General features: G+C 41.6%; 14 protein-coding genes. 8 read left to right on the top strand and 6 right to left on the bottom strand.

From position 1 onward, the window contains the following. The first annotated feature begins 1 nt into the window (after nucleotide 1). Genes CWC18_RS07780 through CWC18_RS07770 form a run of 3 tightly spaced genes read left to right on the top strand, consistent with a single transcriptional unit; the run spans nucleotide 2 to nucleotide 2,584 of the window. Entirely contained in the window at nucleotides 2-559 is a 558-nt protein-coding gene (locus tag CWC18_RS07780; protein WP_138675017.1) for a YajG family lipoprotein, read from the top strand. Nucleotide 560: 1 nt separating this feature from the next. Beyond that, nucleotides 561-1,184: a peptidylprolyl isomerase gene (locus tag CWC18_RS07775; protein ID WP_138589733.1), complete on the top strand. Its 624-nt coding sequence runs from the start codon at nucleotides 561-563 to the stop codon at nucleotides 1,182-1,184. 20 nt (nucleotides 1,185-1,204) lie between these two features. Then, nucleotides 1,205-2,584 (top strand): AmpG family muropeptide MFS transporter, encoded by a 1,380-nt coding sequence (locus CWC18_RS07770; protein ID WP_138589734.1) that lies wholly within the window; start codon nucleotides 1,205-1,207, stop codon nucleotides 2,582-2,584. A gap of 59 nt (nucleotides 2,585-2,643) precedes the next feature. On the opposite strand, the gene CWC18_RS07765 is transcribed toward CWC18_RS07770, so the two are convergent. Continuing rightward, nucleotides 2,644-2,889 carry a helix-turn-helix domain-containing protein gene (locus tag CWC18_RS07765; RefSeq protein ID WP_010362832.1) on the bottom strand — a complete coding sequence of 82 codons (246 nt, stop codon included), beginning with the start codon at nucleotides 2,887-2,889 and terminating at the stop codon, nucleotides 2,644-2,646. Between the two features lie 548 nt (nucleotides 2,890-3,437). After that, the gene (erpA, locus tag CWC18_RS07760) at nucleotides 3,438-3,776 is read right to left on the bottom strand and encodes an iron-sulfur cluster insertion protein ErpA (protein ID WP_010362831.1); all 339 of its coding nucleotides are present in this window, start codon (nucleotides 3,774-3,776) and stop codon (nucleotides 3,438-3,440) included. Between the two features lie 258 nt (nucleotides 3,777-4,034). Here erpA and CWC18_RS07755 point away from each other — a divergent pair, with 258 nt between their 5' ends. The 5 genes from CWC18_RS07755 (at nucleotide 4,035) to CWC18_RS07735 (ending at nucleotide 10,570) form a co-directional block, all read left to right on the top strand. Beyond that, entirely contained in the window at nucleotides 4,035-5,717 is a 1,683-nt protein-coding gene (locus CWC18_RS07755; RefSeq protein WP_138589735.1) for a chloride channel protein, read from the top strand. A gap of 13 nt (nucleotides 5,718-5,730) precedes the next feature. Further along, the gene (locus tag CWC18_RS07750; protein ID WP_138675016.1) at nucleotides 5,731-6,165 is read left to right on the top strand and encodes a CopD family protein; all 435 of its coding nucleotides are present in this window, start codon (nucleotides 5,731-5,733) and stop codon (nucleotides 6,163-6,165) included. A 105-nt stretch (nucleotides 6,166-6,270) separates the two neighbouring features. Beyond that, nucleotides 6,271-7,287: an aspartate carbamoyltransferase gene (locus CWC18_RS07745; protein WP_119861670.1), complete on the top strand. Its 1,017-nt coding sequence runs from the start codon at nucleotides 6,271-6,273 to the stop codon at nucleotides 7,285-7,287. A gap of 17 nt (nucleotides 7,288-7,304) precedes the next feature. Next, nucleotides 7,305-8,585: a glutamate-1-semialdehyde 2,1-aminomutase gene (gene hemL, locus CWC18_RS07740; RefSeq protein ID WP_138589737.1), complete on the top strand. Its 1,281-nt coding sequence runs from the start codon at nucleotides 7,305-7,307 to the stop codon at nucleotides 8,583-8,585. 143 nt (nucleotides 8,586-8,728) lie between these two features. Next, nucleotides 8,729-10,570: a methyl-accepting chemotaxis protein gene (locus tag CWC18_RS07735; RefSeq protein ID WP_138589738.1), complete on the top strand. Its 1,842-nt coding sequence runs from the start codon at nucleotides 8,729-8,731 to the stop codon at nucleotides 10,568-10,570. Nucleotides 10,571-10,594: 24 nt separating this feature from the next. Here CWC18_RS07735 and mrcB read toward each other — a convergent pair whose 3' ends face one another. The 4 genes from mrcB to CWC18_RS07715 form a co-directional block, all read right to left on the bottom strand. Further along, entirely contained in the window at nucleotides 10,595-12,961 is a 2,367-nt protein-coding gene (gene mrcB, locus CWC18_RS07730; protein WP_138675015.1) for a penicillin-binding protein 1B, read from the bottom strand. Between the two features lie 121 nt (nucleotides 12,962-13,082). Further along, nucleotides 13,083-14,312: an ammonium transporter gene (locus CWC18_RS07725; protein ID WP_138589740.1), complete on the bottom strand. Its 1,230-nt coding sequence runs from the start codon at nucleotides 14,310-14,312 to the stop codon at nucleotides 13,083-13,085. A 9-nt stretch (nucleotides 14,313-14,321) separates the two neighbouring features. Next, nucleotides 14,322-14,660 (bottom strand): P-II family nitrogen regulator, encoded by a 339-nt coding sequence (locus CWC18_RS07720; RefSeq protein ID WP_119861665.1) that lies wholly within the window; start codon nucleotides 14,658-14,660, stop codon nucleotides 14,322-14,324. A 168-nt stretch (nucleotides 14,661-14,828) separates the two neighbouring features. Next, nucleotides 14,829-16,061, bottom strand: a complete 1,233-nt coding sequence (locus tag CWC18_RS07715) for a GGDEF domain-containing response regulator (protein WP_138589741.1) — start codon at nucleotides 16,059-16,061, stop codon at nucleotides 14,829-14,831. Nucleotides 16,062-16,225 lie beyond the last annotated feature (164 nt).

Here is a 16,225-nt window from a genome sequence, read left to right as displayed (position 1 = left end):
CATGTTAAAACTGTGTCTTCTATTTATCAGCCTTTTCACACTGTCAGGGTGTGCAACACAGCCAAAATCCGTTATTTTAAACCCAGTTTATTCCAGTGGAAAAATAAGTACTATTAACAGTGTACTGCAAGCAAAGGTTGTCGATCACCGTATTACCAATTTCACAATCAAAGTACTCAATCAAGAGCCCGCTGTATATTTACCCGATGCCAGTTTGCCAGTAAAAATACAAAACGCCTTTTTAGACGCACTAACCAGCAATGGCGTAACAGTCTTACCTACTTCAAGCCATACTATCACGCTACAAATCAATGCATTTAATAGCAAAATATCAGAAAGTCTCACGCAACATGAAAGTAACGCTGTTGCAGATTGGTTGGTTATTGCTGCCGCTAATGGCAATACGTTTGAAAAACGTTATACAGGCCAATCGCAAATTACAGGGCCGTTAAAACACGAACAAGCAAAAGTCGAATCACAATTAAACAACTTGACGAAGAAAATGCTGACGCGCATTGTAACTGATCAAGTACTTATCAATTTCTTACAAGGACAATAAGATGAAAAGAATATGGTTTATTTTGATCGTAGCGTTATTTTCTAACCTCGCTTTTACGGCGAATAAAGAAGGGCGCTTTGTACAAAAAGATAATTTGTTTCCTCGTGTTGAGATCACCACAAGTCTTGGCAAAGTGACTTTGGAGCTGGATCGTTCTCGTGCTCCTATTACCGTAAACAACTTTCTGACATATGTCATCAATGGTGACTATAAAGGTTCCGTCTTTCATCGTGTTGAACGCGATGATGCCAATGAACAAGACTTCGTTATCCAAGGAGGCGGATATGATAAAGACTATGATGGCATGTTCGAACGCCCGCCTATATTTAACGAAAGTGGTAATGGTATGAAAAATGATATTTATAGCGTTGCAATGGCATACCAAGACAGTAAACCCCACTCAGGTACGCGTCAGTTCTTTTTTAATATGGATAACAATAAACATTTAAACCCGGGCCGTGATTGGGGCTTCGCAGTATTTGGTAATGTTATTGAAGGCTATGAAACGCTCGACAAAATAATGCAAGTAGAGACAGGTTACAATCAAAAACTCGGCTACACCTTTATCCCCAAGACTCCGGTTATTATTTTCGATATTGCCGTGCTCAAAGCAATAGAACTTTAAACTAAACAAGAAGCACACCAATGATCCTCAAAGCAAGTTTACGTGACTATTTGGGTTACTATAAAGACCGACGATTGGTCACTATTTTTATGTTGGGGATCAGCAGTGGCTTCCCTTGGGTTTTAATAGGTTCAGTTATGTCCGCATGGCTTAAAGATGAAGGTTTAAGCCGCAGTATGATAGGCTTATTTGGTATCGTCTTCGGTGCATATACGATTAACTTTTTATGGTCACCGTTGCTCGATCGCGTCAAGATCCCACGATTGACCGCCATGCTAGGTCAAAGACGAAGCTGGATCGCCACTTGCCAAGTGATCACTATGCTTGCAACCATAGGCATGTCTTATATCGTCATCAAAGATAACGTATTCAGTGCCGCCTTACTGTGTTTTATTATTGCGGCTGCTTCGGCAACACACGACATTGCGATTGACGCCTACCGTATAGATATCTTACCTGAAGCAGAAAGTGAAAAAGCCACTGCGGCTGCCGCAATGGCGACCTCTGGGTGGTGGAGTGGCTATGCATTACTCGGCGCGATCCCTTTTTTCTTGGCTGACTCACCGGCTTTCGATTGGCCAAGAATTTATTTAGTACTTGGTATCATTATGGGGCTACTCGTTCTCGTTACATTATTTGCTAAAGAGCCGGAATCAAAAAGAGATCATATTCACAAACAGCTAGAATTAGCTTACCAAGCTCGCTTAGGCCACTCACAAAGTGCCATAAATAAAGCACTAGCATGGTTTGCGGTGACACTCATAGAGCCTTTTAAAAGTTTTTTCACTAAAAATGGCGTCAAAACAGCGCTAGCATTATTGCTATTTATATTCTTATTTAAAATAGGTGAATCGTTTTTAGCAAGAATGTCTATTGTTTTCTATAAAGAGATTGGTTTCAGTAACAGTCAAATTGGCCAATATTCGAAGCTAGGAACGGGTGTGATCACCATTATATTCGCTTTTTTAAGCAGTATTTTTAACCATAAGTATGGCATTGTAAAAGGGCTATTTATCAGCGGTTTAGCAATGGCTGCTTCTAATCTCATGTTTTCATGGATCGCTGTAGTAGGCCCTCAAGAGCATTTATATGCTATGGCGATCGTGGTTGATGGCTTTACACAAGCTTGGTCATTAGTTGCAATGGTCGCCTTTATATCGATGATGTGTGACCGCGCATTCAGTGCAACACATTATGCCTTGCTAGCCTCACTAGGAAGCTTAGGGCGAACGGTTATGTCGAGCTATAGTGGCATGGTAATTGATGATTGGTTACAAGGGGATTGGGCGTTATTCTTTGTGATAACTGCATTAATGGTAATACCATCATTATTGCTACTTTATATGATACGTCATAAACTGTATGACATTGAATCTGCATATCATCTTTCAAAAAAGTAACGTAAGAGTGAGAGGATTGAGGTGCAGTTCCTTGCACCTTCATACGCTAACTTATTTAATTAGTCTTCGTCTTTATTCACTAAGTTAAGACCTTCATACGGGTCTACTTCTAATGCTTCGCAATAGCGTAAAAATTCAATCACATCCAAACGACGTTCTTGATTTTCAATTTTACCGATAAAAGAGTGCGGTGTGCCTAAAACCTGCGCAAGGCTGCGCATTGTATGGCCTTTTTCATGACGCTTCGATTTTAACCATTTTGTTAACTTGCCGTTTTCTTCTGAAGAAACCGTTTTACCCATCATATTTAACATCTCCTACTCGATGATTATTCTAAATTACACCGATATGAAATTTGCCCGTCTCACATCAGCGGTGTACTGTATACCATAGGCATGATCAAAAAATCTATCATTTGTTCCTATGTACCAAATTAGGTATAGCCTATATTTTTGTTAACACCTAATTAAAATTTAACTTTTTACCGACTTTTTATCCAAGCGTGGACAGGCATTAACTTTAACAAATTTTTTATAAAATGCACCAGAAAATGAAATGATTTATTTTTTCATTTAAAACAATAGCTTAGATTTTTAAAAGGATAGGTAAACCTAAAAAAGAGAATCTTTTATGTTTAGAGTGCTGTTTTTGTTACCTATTTTATTATGTATAGGATGGTTTTGGTTTTTACGCAGTAATCGAATTCCACTGAAACAAGGGAAGCAAGGATTTATCTATATACTCGTATTTAGTTCTTTTGTATTAGGATTCTTTACATTAATGATCCAAGTGACAAAGACATAAAAAAGCCACGTTAATTCGTGGCCTCTTCATTTTAAGTAGTGGGGTTTAATTAAACGCTAAAACTAGCCCCACACCCACAGGTTGTCGTTGCATTTGGGTTACTTACAAAAAAGCGTGCGCCTTCTAACCCTTCAGTATAATCCACCACACCATCAATTAAATATTGAATACTCATCGGGTCAACAACCATGACCACCCCATTTTTTTCAATTTCTAAATCACCAGGGTTGGCTTTTTCATCAAAAGTGAATCCATATTGAAAACCAGAGCAACCACCTCCAGTTACATAAACACGCAGCTTTAACTCAGGATTCTCTTCTTCTTCAATTAACTCTTTTACGCGATGCGCCGCGGCATCACTAAATTGAATTGGTAACTGTTCAGACATACTTTTCGACCCTTGTACATTTTATGGCTGGATTATCTAATACCCGAGTGTTTTAATCAAGTATAGTCACAACACCTTAATTGATTAAAATAACCCCATATCAAACACGCTTCTCAGACTATTGCCAAATTCCTCATAATGACATTTGCTTCTCATAAGTATTCAGGTAATTCTTGCCATAAAATTTCAGTTTCTCAATAAGACGAAGTGACATTTTTTTGATAGACTTAAGTCTTTAATATGACATGGAATTAAGATATGTCGCTGGATACATTACGGCGTAGTTTGGCCAAACCCAAAACATCCGTTCAACTGTGTTTACTCGGTGTGTGTGCAGGATTAATTGCGGCTATTCTGATCATATTATTTCGTCTCACCATTGTGCTTGTGCAATCAACCTTTTTAGACTCTCCTGATCATTTTTCGCAGCTCCCTGAGTTTCAACGTGTTGTACTACCTGTTTTGGCCGCTTTATTGATTGCTCTATTCGCTAATTTAACAGGCTTTAGGCATTATAGGTTGGGTATTCCTTTTGTGATCCACCGTATCAAACATCACTACGGTCAAATGCCGATTTGGAATACCGCGAACCAATTTTTTGGCGGAGCTGTCGCACTTATAAGTGGCTTCTCTGTTGGCCGTGAAGGACCTTCTGTTCATATGGGAGCTACCGGCGCCAGTATTTTAGCTGAGCGGCTACATTTACCTATGAATGCCTCTCGTACTCTTGCTGGCTGTGGTGTCGCTGCAGGTATAGCGGCGTCATTTAACACACCGCTGGCTGCGGTTATTTTTGTGATGGAAGTCGTTTTACGAGAATACAAAATACATATCTTTGTGCCCATCATGCTCGCCGCAGTCACAGGGGCCTTAGCAACGCAGTTTGTATTTGGCGCAGGATCTGAGTTGGCACTAATCAATATCACGCCTTTGAGCTTTTGGCACTACCCTTATTTAATTCTGTGTGGCGCAATACTCGGTGCCGTCGCCTTTAGTTTTAATCAAAATCTTATGCTCATTATAAAAACATTCAAACCATTGAGCATGTTACCAAGATTAATGTTAGCTGGGCTAATTGCGGGCCTTATCGGCTATATGGTTCCTCAAGCAATGGGGTCTGGGATGAGTGCTATCACCATTGCTGTGGATTCACCAGAAAATATTCAATTACTCACAACAATACTCATCGCTAAATTGCTTGCTACTTTATTTGCGATAGGGCTAGGTATACCAGGGGGGTTAATTGGTCCCGTTATCGGACTTGGGGTTGTTATGGGCACGTTAATGTCCTTTTTTGCCCAGTTTATTACCCCGGGGGTTGATGTCAGCGGCACCTATGGTGTATTGGGCATGGCAGGGTTACTTGCGGCTACCTTGCATGCGCCTTTGGCGGCGTTAACTGCGGTAATGGAATTGACTTCTAGTCCAGAAATCATCGTACCTGCAATGCTGGTGATCTCTACCGCCTATGTAACTGCACTGCAAGTGTTTGGTAATCGGTCTATTTTTTTACAGCAACTTGATTTTCAGGGCTTACCTTATCAAGTTTCTCCCGCCAGCGAAGCACTACAAAAAGTGGGGATAATGGATGACATGGACGAACAATTTAAATTGTTATATTCCGATGATAAAGAACAAATAAAAGAAACACTCGACGCAGTGAATAGTCAAACTCCACTGATCGTTTATGATGAAGAACACGGTTATCGATTAGCTGAATATGACCTAAATTTAATGAGTGATCAAAGCATGAATATTTCTTATATTCCGCTTCAAGGCCTAAGCAGTCAAGCAACCTTGTCAGACGCATTTGATGTACTCAAAGATAAGCGCAGTGGCGCAGTATATATTTACAATCAAAAAGATAATCAACAAATAATGGGGATATTACGCTGGGACCATATCCGTCATATTTTAACCACGCGTAATAGCTTACTTTAACATTGAGGGCACAATGAGCTTACTTTTAACTTTTAAAGCGTTACATCTCTTTTTTATGATCGCATGGTTTGCGGGTATTTTTTATCTTCCTAGATTATTTGTCTACCACGCAATGACTGAAGAAAAGTCATGCAGTGCTATGCTTAAAATAATGGAGCGCCGATTACTTTATTTTGTTACCCCATTTGCAATCCTAACTCTGATTTTCGGCGTATTAACTATCGTTGAATATGGACGTGAGTGGTTCCGGTACAGTATGTGGCTACATTACAAATTAATACTGGTGATCATTCTTTATATTTATCATGGCTTTTGCTTTAAATTACTCGCTGATTTTAAGCATGACAGAAATAAACGAAGCGATCGCTTCTATCGTTACTTTAACGAGTTTCCAGTGCTGGTATTACTTGCAATTGTATTGCTCGCGGTACTCAAACCAAGCCTTTAATTGTGTTACAATGGCGCGCCAAATAACCATGCTACTGTATGCGCGTTATGATGGTGGTTTGCTGCGCCGCAAGCCCGTTGTCAATCAGTGATTAGGAACCACCCCATGTTAAGTTTCCAAGGTGAAAACATTCTTTCCGTAAATCAATTGGACCGAGAGGCAATTGAGCATATTTTTGCTGTTGCAAAACAAATGGAACCTTATGCAAAAAAGCATAAGCGCACGCGTGTTTTAGAGGGCGCTATCTTAGCCAACCTATTCTTTGAACCAAGTACTCGAACACGAGTGAGTTTTGGTACCGCATTTAACTTACTCGGTGGTATTGTCCGAGAGACAACAGGTATGCAAAGCTCTGCATTAGCAAAGGGTGAATCTCTCTACGATACTGCACGTGTCATTTCAGCTTATGCTGATGCCGTTGCAATGCGCCACCCTGATGCAGGATCAGTCGCAGAGTTTGCGACAGGCTCAGACGTTCCCGTAATTAATGGCGGTGACGGGCCAAATGAGCACCCAACTCAAGCCTTATTAGATTTGCTGACAATAGATCGAGAACTGGGTCGTTTTGAGCGTGGAATCGATGGAATGCATATTGCTCTGGTGGGTGATTTAAAATATGGCCGCACAGTGCACTCTTTATCAAAATTACTCTGTCACTATAAAGATATTCGCTTCAGTATGGTTGCACCTGACGGATTACAAATGCCCGATTACATCTTAGATAGTGTCAGTAATGCGGGCCATAAAATAGAAATCGTGTCACAAATGGAAGGCAACCTAGCCGCTGATATCGTCTATCAAACACGTATTCAAGAAGAGCGTTTCCCTTCCCAAGAAGAAGCAAACAAATACCGTGGTGGCTTTCGGATCAGCCAAGCCATTTACAACGCGCACTGCAAACCAAACTCCGTATTAATGCATCCGCTGCCGCGTGATAGCCGCAGTGACGCGAATGAACTAGACAATGATCTCAATAATAACGATAACCTCGCAATATTCCGTCAAGTACAAAATGGTGTCTTGATCAGAATGGCGTTGTTTGCATTAACGCTTGGCGTAGAAAACCAAATTACTCAGTATGAAGCAGATGTACCTTGGTTCAGCCGTAAGCGTAATAGCTAAGCAGATAGGAATTTAACATGACCATAAGCCAAGATTTATTTTCTCGTGCACAAACCTCTATTCCAGGAGGTGTAAACTCTCCTGTGCGCGCATTCAATGGTGTCGGCGGTACACCTTTGTTTATTACCAAAGCAGAAGGGCCTTTTACCTACGATGCCGACAACAATTGTTACATCGATTATGTTGGCTCATGGGGACCGATGATCTTAGGGCACAATCACCCAGAGATAAAACAAGCCGTGTTAGCCGCAGTAGAAAACGGTCTAAGCTACGGCGCCCCAACTGAAGCTGAAATTCTTATGGCAGAAAAAGTCAAAGAGCTAGTTCCTTCAATTGAAAAGGTACGCATGGTAAGTTCAGGCACAGAAGCCACCATGAGCGCAATTCGTTTAGCCCGAGGCTACACTAATCGTGACAAAATCCTCAAATTTGAAGGATGTTATCATGGCCATGCAGATTCTTTATTGGTTAAAGCAGGCTCAGGCGCACTCACCATGGGCGTGCCTAGCTCCCCTGGGATCCCAGAAGATTTTGCCAAACACACGCTCACCGTATCATTTAATAATTTAGATGAAGTGAAAGCCATCTTTGCACAGTACCCAGATGAAATATCTTGTATTATCGTGGAACCGGTTGCTGGTAACATGAACTGCATTCCACCTGAGCCTGGCTTCTTGCAAGGTTTGCGTGACGTGTGTGATGAACACGGCGCAGTACTCATCTTTGATGAGGTCATGACAGGCTTTCGGGTGGCACTTGGGGGGGCTCAGGCTTATTACGATATCCAGCCAGATTTAACTTGCTTAGGGAAGGTGATTGGTGGTGGTATGCCTGTCGGTGCGTTTGGGGGTAAACACGCCATTATGGATTATATTGCCCCTGTTGGCCCTGTATACCAAGCCGGTACTTTATCAGGCAATCCAATCGCTATGGCGGCCGGATTAAAAGCACTAGAGCTTTTATCTGCTGAAGGCTTGCATGATGAACTTGAAGCAAAAAGTAAAGCGCTATGCGAAGGCTTTCAGCAAGCAGCTGATGCCGCAGGTATTCCACTAACTACCAATTTTGCTGGTGGGATGTACGGTTTCTTCTTCACTGACGCGGAGTCGGTTACCAGTTACCAGCAAGCAACGGAATGTGATTTAGAGCGCTTTAAACGCTTCTTCCATTTAATGCTAGAAGAAGGTGTTTACTTAGCCCCCTCAGCATTTGAAGCTGGCTTTGTAAGTACAATGCACTCAAATGAAGATATTAAAAATACCATCGCTGCTGCGCAACGTGCCTTTGCTAAATTGTAATACACTCAGTGTTGTTACAGTAAATTATTGAATAAAAAGCCCGAAAGGGCTTTTTTTATGCCTGACTATTTTATTTTGAACTAATATTAGTCATTACACGGTCTACTCTTCTCGAATACTTTTAACATTCAAAAGTGAACAATATGCAAGGACTAAGAACGCTCAGCGCGCCTGCCACTCAATTTATGGCGCAATTAAAATACAAAACAAAAATAACCTTAGTGTTCGGTATTTTACTGGTTCCATTGAGTTTAAGCTTATTTTTTCTAACCAACATATTGTCTGACTCGATCCGAGTGAGCAAAGAACAGCAACATGGCTTAAGTATTTATCCAAAGTTACTCTCTAATATCATGCAGGCACGGCCCGACAATAATAAGCAAGTCGCTGAAAGAGCTGGTTTTCAATTAACAACTCAGCAAGATTCTTCGGTACTTGAGCTCGTATCCATTCAATCTAAACTAGCAATCGATGATAATTTAACCCGCTCTTATATCAATAGAACGCTTGTTGAATCCACGCCTCGCCTACTGGCTCAAATCAATGCTGTCGCAGAGCAAGCTAATAAAGTGATCAATGCCGGTCGCTTCACACCAGATAGCTTTATTGCACTGTCTAATTTGAACAAGGGGTTACCGACTTTTAACGAACAACTGCAAAGTAAGCTACTCGTTGCCCTACATGCAATGCCAAGTACAAAAAAAGTGTTACAGCCACATGTGGATGCACTAGAGAAAAGCTTAGATGAATACAAAAATGCCGTCACCAATAAGCTATTGGAGCCTGATAACCTAGAGCTCAGCGCGAGTCAGTTTTCTCGCTTTCATCAAAATGTGCTGAATGACGTCAATGCGTTAGTTAACGCTGCAACCCCACAATTAAAAACATTGCTAACTCAGAAGCTGGAACAGCAGCGCTTGATCCGAAATACCGTCGCATTTGCTGCACTTGTTAGTTTATTAATTGCCATCTATTTAATGTTAGGGTTCTATTTCGCAGTATCAGATAGCATTTCAAACTTTTCTCGTACTGCTGCAAGAGCAGCCGGTGGCGATTTAAGTGCCAAAGCAACAGCCCATGGTAAAGATGAAATGTCTATCATCGTCGAACAGTACAATAAGGTTATTGATGCCTTCGTGCATTTATTGGAAGACGTGAATGTGACTAGTGGCGACCTACACACTGCGACCAAACAACTCAGTCAAATCAGCCAAGACACCCGTGATGACGTTGACCAGCAACAAAATAAGATTCAAACTATTCATAGTGCTTTAAGTGAAATGGCACACTCTGCCGACTCGGTTGAGACCTCTGCACAACATGCAACTGAACTTGCGAGCACAGCAGCACAGCACGTAAAACAAGGCACAACCAATACCACTGAATTGGCTCGCCATATGACAGAGCTACAATTGGAGTTTGAAGAGAGCCGAGGCGCACTCGATAAACTCGCGCAAGACAGTCAAAATATCAGTAAGGTCAGTGCTGCTATTAGTGAAATCGCAGAGCAAACAAACCTATTAGCACTCAATGCAGCCATTGAAGCTGCAAGGGCCGGAGAACAAGGTCGTGGTTTTGCGGTTGTTGCCGATGAAGTACGCACACTCGCAAAGCGCACACAACAGCAAACAGAAGAGATCCACAGCATTATTAGTTCGCTCCAAAATGCATCGAACGATACGCAAAGCAAAATGCGCAATAGCGTTGAAAAAATGGAACTCGGCGTCAATGCAGCCAATCAAACCAATCAAGTGCTTCAAGCCGCAAAGCAAAGTATGATCGACATTGATCAGCAAGGGCACCTTATTTCAGACCTAGTTAAACAACAGTCTAGTGCAACCCAGCAAGCACTGGCTGATTCAAGTGAAATAAGCAGTCTTTCCGAGCATACTTTGGTGTCTGCCGAAGCCACTCAAGAGGGGGCACAAAAGCTCTCAACCATGGCGACTAATTTACAGGCCGCGATGGATCAGTTTAAAACATAACCACCAGACTATAAGAGGCCTAAATTATTGAACACATTTAGCTCTTGGTTCAAATTCGCTGCTTCGTATCGGTAATTGGATCACTTTCCCGCACCAAGGTGGCGCTTGTTTGCCTGTTTTTTCATTGACAAAAGCCCAGCGAACGCCAGCAGGTCGGGCGTCTGCAATGGCTTGTGGGTTTAAAGGCTTTAAATAACGAATATATAACTCTAACGCACCGCTGGCACCCGTCAAACCTGTTGGACGATTATCGTCTCGCCCTAACCAAGTAACCGTTACCGTATTATGATCAAACCCAGCAAACCAACTATCTCGTAGATCATTACTTGTGCCCGTTTTCCCTGCAAGTTGAATTGACGGAAAGTGCGCATTGATACGCCGTGCAGTTCCATCTTTTGTCACCCGCTTTAATCCATACTTTGTCATATAACTGGCGTCTGCAGAGAATCGCTTCTGTGCATCAACATTATGCTCATATAAAACCCGCCCAACCGCGTCAGTCATCGCCGAAATACTGGTTAATTTTCGATATTGCCCACCACTTGCTATGGTGGTATACATTTGTGCAACATCAAAGCTAGATAGTTCTATCGCGCCTAGTAATAATGAAGGGTATTGGTTTATTTTTTCTTCTATTCCCAGTTTATTTAGTGATTCAACAACGTTGTGAACCCCGATATCGAGCCCTAGATTCACCACGGGAATATTAATACTGCGACTAAACGCCCTAAACAATGGCATATATCCTCTAAACTTATGATCAAAGTTTTCAGGTTTCCAAGTATCGCCAGCTTCATCTGTTACCTGTAGCGGAGAATCATCTAATAACGTGCCTAAGTTGTATTGTGATTGCTCTAATGCCGTTAAATATACTGCCGGCTTCACCAGTGAACCGATATTACGCTTGGTATCTAATACTCTATTAAAACCGTTGTAGCGCACTTCCCTACCCGCAACCAATGCTGACACACCGCCTTTTTCTATGTTAACTGAAATCATGGCGGTTTCTAGTTGCTTGGTTTTAAACCGCCTCTCTAAATACGGTATCCCAGCTCCAATTGATTGCTCCATGGCCGATTGTTTTTGCAAATCGAAATACGTGAAAATACGCACTCCTGCATTCACGATTTCTTGATTTGGCAAGCGCTTTTTCAACTCTCGGTTAACCAGTTCTAGGTATCCCGGGTAGCTCTTGTGTAAGCTATTTTTTAATGTTTGAATTTTGATAGGTCGTGCCAACGCTAAGCGAAATTCATTGGTACTGATATGGCCGGACTCTGCCAGCAAACGTAAGACAAGATCTCTGCGTTCTTGCACTCGTTCAGGGTAGCGTCGCGGGTTATAATAAGAAGGCCCTTTAACCATCGCAACCAATAGTGCAATTTGATCAAACTCTAACTCATCAACAGGTTTTGCAAAATAAAACTCAGCAGCTAAACCCATGCCATGAACACCTTGGTTATATGCTTGGCCTAGATATACTTCATTAAGATACGCTTCAAGTATCTCATCCTTGCTGTACCTATAATCTAAAATTAATGCAATAAAGGCTTCGTTAATTTTGCGCACGATGGAGCGCTCTCGTGTTAAATAAAAGTTTTTTGCCAATTGCTGAGTGAGTGTACTGCCCCCTTGCACGGTGCGGCCGACTTTAATATTGGTATAGAATGCGCGCATAATCGACCACAGTGATACACCATGATGCTCATAAAAATCTCGATCCTCGACTACCAATAATGCTTGCTTAAGAATATTCGGGAATTTTTCTAACGGCACAAATTCACGGTCTTGATTACTTTCATTACCAATACGGGCTATTTGAACAGGCTCTAGTCGGGCTGAATTAACCCTACGGCCATTTTTATCAACAATGCTGGCTAGTTTTTTACCCGCAAAGTTTAAAATAAAGGTACGAGCTTGCTCACTCCCATCATGAAAATTAAAACTGCGTCGATGTACTTCAATGGTTCGTCCTTGCAGCACATATTGCCCAGTGCGGTTTATTCGATTAACTTGTGAATAATTTAAGCGTTTTAATTCCCATAACACCTCATCTTCTGACAAGTACTGATCAGGATAAAAGGTCATAGCACGTGCGTACACCTGCACTGGCAGTTGCCACTTATTCCCTTCAAATTGTTTGGTGATTTTGGCGTCGAGATACACTAAATAAAACGCCACGACCACAATGCATGCTAAACTCCCTTTCCAAATTAAGTGCCAAAGGGTACGCAATGTACGCTGCTTGATTCGTTGTAACAAAGGGGCATTAGTCGGCTTTCTGGCTGCTCTTTTTCTGGGTTTTGGCTTTGCTGTTTTTGCTCTGCTTTTAGTGGCTGACTTACTGACTTTATCAGTGCTTTTTTTAGAACCTGCGTTTTTTTCTGCCATGCCTACCGTACAAAAAGAAATATTAAATAGTTGATAAGCGTAGGTTACCTCAGATTAACCAGACCTGAAAGTCACAACGGGCCCTTAGGCCCGTAAATATTCTGATATAGAGTAAGTAAGTTTACTGAGAACGCACACTCACAAATTCAGGATATGCATCAACACCACAATCATGTTGATCCATACCATTTATTTCTTCTTCTTGGCCCACCCTAATTCCCATTGTTGCTTTTAGTAGTGCCCACACCAAATAAGACACAACAAAAACAAAACCTAAAATACATAGCAAACCAATTAGCTGCACACCAAAAGTAGCATCGCTGTTAGACAGCGGTACTAACATGACCCCCAACATGCCACAAGTGCCATGTACTGAAATCGCTCCCACAGGGTCATCCACCTTCGCTTTATCTAAAAACACGATACTAAATACCACCAGCGAGCCTCCTAATGCGCCTAATAAACACGCCATTAACGGAGTCGGAGACGCAGGTTCAGCAGTAATAACCACGAGGCCAGCTAACGCACCATTTAAAATCATCGTCAGATCTGCTTTACCCCATAAAACTTTACACACCAACAATGCGGCAATTGCCCCTGTGGCTGCCGCCGCATTGGTATTTAAAAGTATTTGACTCACCGCAACTGCGTTTTCTTTGTCTGCTAAAAAAAGTTGAGAGCCTCCATTAAAGCCAAACCAGCCCATCCACAATATAAAAGTCCCCAATGTTGCCAGAGGCATATTTGAGCCAGGGATCGGGTAAATCTCACCGTTACGACCGTATTTCCCTTTGCGCGCACCCAGCAATAATACTCCCGCCAATGCAGCAGCAGCACCCGCGCCATGCACAATGGCAGAACCTGCAAAATCAACAAAGCCTAGTTGTGATAAAAACCCACCACCCCATGTCCAAAACCCTTCGACCGGATAGATGAAGCCGGTCAATACGACTGTAAAGGCTAAAAATGCCCATAATTTCATACGTTCAGCTACTGCGCCAGATACTATCGACATTGCTGTCGCGACAAATACCACTTGAAAGAAAAAATCAGCCTCTAACGCATGCGTAGCATCGGTGCTTGCTGAACCAATTAAAGCACCAAACTCAGGAACGACTCCGCCCTCGGTATTTCCCACGTACATAATATTATAGCCAATCAGCAAAAACATGGTGCATGCAATGGCATATAACGCGATGTTTTTGGTTAATATCTCAGTGGTATTTTTAGAGCGGACAAGTCCTGCTTCGAGCATGGCAAAACCCGCCGCCATCCACATAACCAGTACGCCAGATATAAGAAAGTAGAAAGTATTTAATGAAAACTTTAGTTCTATTATTGCATTTTCCATGATGGTTCCTCAGATAGCTTCTTCGTCTAGTTCACCAGTACGGATCCGCACTATTTGATCTAAATCGTAAACAAATATTTTTCCATCACCAATTTTCCCTGTGTGTGCTGCTTGTGTTAATACATCTACAACACGCTGCGTATTTTCACTTCGTGTGGCAATTTCTAGCTTAATTTTGGGAATAAAATCTACTTGGTATTCAGCCCCTCGATATAACTCAGTATGACCTCGCTGACGCCCAAACCCTTTTACATCGACCACCGTCATCCCTTCCACGCCTAAATCGGCAAGCGCTTCGCGTACTTCATCCAATTTAAATGGTTTTATTATTGCACTTATCATTTTCATTGTTCGTCCCCTTAGGACAGGCTTATCCTGTACACAGGGGTAATCCAACCTTTATGCCATAATTTTTTATTGTTTATTTTTAGAGACTTATTATATTTAGTATTACGAGGCGTATAAAAAATGCACCATAAAGGTGCATTTTATTTATTTATGAGCTGAACTGGTGCGCTAGCTGTATACCACCACACGGTTACGTTGCTGAGCTTTGGCTTGATAGAGTGCTTTATCCGCTGCACGCATTATTTGGCTAAGAGAACCATGGTTGCAAAATGCTAAGCCGATGCTCACCGTGCTAAACAATATTTCACCATTAATATCGAACTGTGTTTTTGCTAAACGGTTACGAAAATCGTTCATTGCCCGCTCTGCAACTTGCATATCATTGCCCGGTAGCACCACAGCGAACTCTTCCCCGCCGATCCGAGCAACCATACAATGGTTGAATACACTTTTAAGTAAATCAGCAACTTGGGTTAGAACTGAGTCCCCACCTTCATGACCATATTGATCGTTAATACTTTTAAATAGGTCTAAATCAAGCAGCGCCAATATATATTGCTCTGGTTTTGCCTTAAACAATTTTTCAGCTTGTTGACAGAAGAAGCGACGGTTATATAAACCCGTTAAATAATCTCGGTGTGCATACTCTTTAATTTCAGCAATTAAATTTAATTGTTCCATTGTCTGCATTATGCGGCAATGAAACTCTTCATTCATAAAAGGCTTTGCTAAGAAATCATTGGCACCAAATTTAATAAACTTAGCCGACAAACCATGGCTGCCTGCCCCCGACAAACCAATAATCGCTAATTCATCTCGACCTCGATTATTTCTTATGGCTTTAACTAACTCAAAGCCATCCATTGTCGGCATAGCATAATCCGTTAATAGCAGCTTGATCTCATAATCTTCTTTAAGCATGTGTAATGCTTGCTCACCATCTTGTGCTTCAAGCACAGTAAACAGCTGCTTTTCGAGCATTTGCCGCATAACTGCACGGCTGATCATCGAGTCATCGGCGACTAATGCTTTACAACCTTGGTTTCGCAGCAGTCGAGAAACCAGCTTTACAGCATATAAATATGAGTCACGGTTGTCTTTGATAACATAATCAACCACACCGAGCTCTAACATTTGCTGACGGCTGTACTCATCAATTTTTGACGTGAGCACCACGGTAGGTACATTTTGTCTTAGCGTATGTTGAACAACTTCTCCATCCATAGCATCGGGTAACGTCAAATCGACCAAAGCCAATGTATATTGATGCTTACTCAAATATTCTCGACTTTCTTTTAAAGACCACGCAAAGTCTATTTCAACTTCTAAATATAAGCTGGCTAAATGACGCAGCACTTGCTGTACCACTTTACTGTCTTCAACAATTAAAACTCTTTGCATGATAACGAGGCTCTATAACTACTAAGAGAAATGGGACGATTCAAGGATTTAAACGACTAAATACTTTAATACGACATAATAAAGTATTAAATATACGCGATTTTTGTTACAAAAAAAACCACAAACACGTTACAAATTACAATCAACTTAGCATGTGTACCTAG

This window comes from Pseudoalteromonas aurantia, from assembly GCF_005886875.1.
Lineage (GTDB): Bacteria > Pseudomonadota > Gammaproteobacteria > Enterobacterales > Alteromonadaceae > Pseudoalteromonas > Pseudoalteromonas aurantia_A.
Note: the sequence above shows the minus strand (reverse complement) of the source record. Positions and strands in the feature narration are given on the sequence as shown.

Bases quoted from the DNA above. Each gene is read 5' to 3' on its own strand.
- CWC18_RS07720 (WP_119861665.1), bottom strand. From the start codon at position 14,660: ATGAAAATGATAAGTGCAATAATAAAACCATTTAAATTGGATGAAGTA.
- hemL (WP_138589737.1), top strand. From the start codon at position 7,305: ATGACCATAAGCCAAGATTTATTTTCTCGTGCACAAACCTCTATTCCA.
- CWC18_RS07745 (WP_119861670.1), top strand. From the start codon at position 6,271: ATGTTAAGTTTCCAAGGTGAAAACATTCTTTCCGTAAATCAATTGGAC.
- CWC18_RS07735 (WP_138589738.1), top strand. From the start codon at position 8,729: ATGCAAGGACTAAGAACGCTCAGCGCGCCTGCCACTCAATTTATGGCG.
- CWC18_RS07715 (WP_138589741.1), bottom strand. From the start codon at position 16,061: ATGCAAAGAGTTTTAATTGTTGAAGACAGTAAAGTGGTACAGCAAGTG.
- CWC18_RS07765 (WP_010362832.1), bottom strand. From the start codon at position 2,889: ATGATGGGTAAAACGGTTTCTTCAGAAGAAAACGGCAAGTTAACAAAA.
- erpA (WP_010362831.1), bottom strand. From the start codon at position 3,776: ATGTCTGAACAGTTACCAATTCAATTTAGTGATGCCGCGGCGCATCGC.
- CWC18_RS07725 (WP_138589740.1), bottom strand. From the start codon at position 14,312: ATGGAAAATGCAATAATAGAACTAAAGTTTTCATTAAATACTTTCTAC.
- CWC18_RS07755 (WP_138589735.1), top strand. From the start codon at position 4,035: ATGTCGCTGGATACATTACGGCGTAGTTTGGCCAAACCCAAAACATCC.
- mrcB (WP_138675015.1), bottom strand. From the start codon at position 12,961: ATGGCAGAAAAAAACGCAGGTTCTAAAAAAAGCACTGATAAAGTCAGT.
- CWC18_RS07780 (WP_138675017.1), top strand. From the start codon at position 2: ATGTTAAAACTGTGTCTTCTATTTATCAGCCTTTTCACACTGTCAGGG.
- CWC18_RS07775 (WP_138589733.1), top strand. From the start codon at position 561: ATGAAAAGAATATGGTTTATTTTGATCGTAGCGTTATTTTCTAACCTC.
- CWC18_RS07770 (WP_138589734.1), top strand. From the start codon at position 1,205: ATGATCCTCAAAGCAAGTTTACGTGACTATTTGGGTTACTATAAAGAC.
- CWC18_RS07750 (WP_138675016.1), top strand. From the start codon at position 5,731: ATGAGCTTACTTTTAACTTTTAAAGCGTTACATCTCTTTTTTATGATC.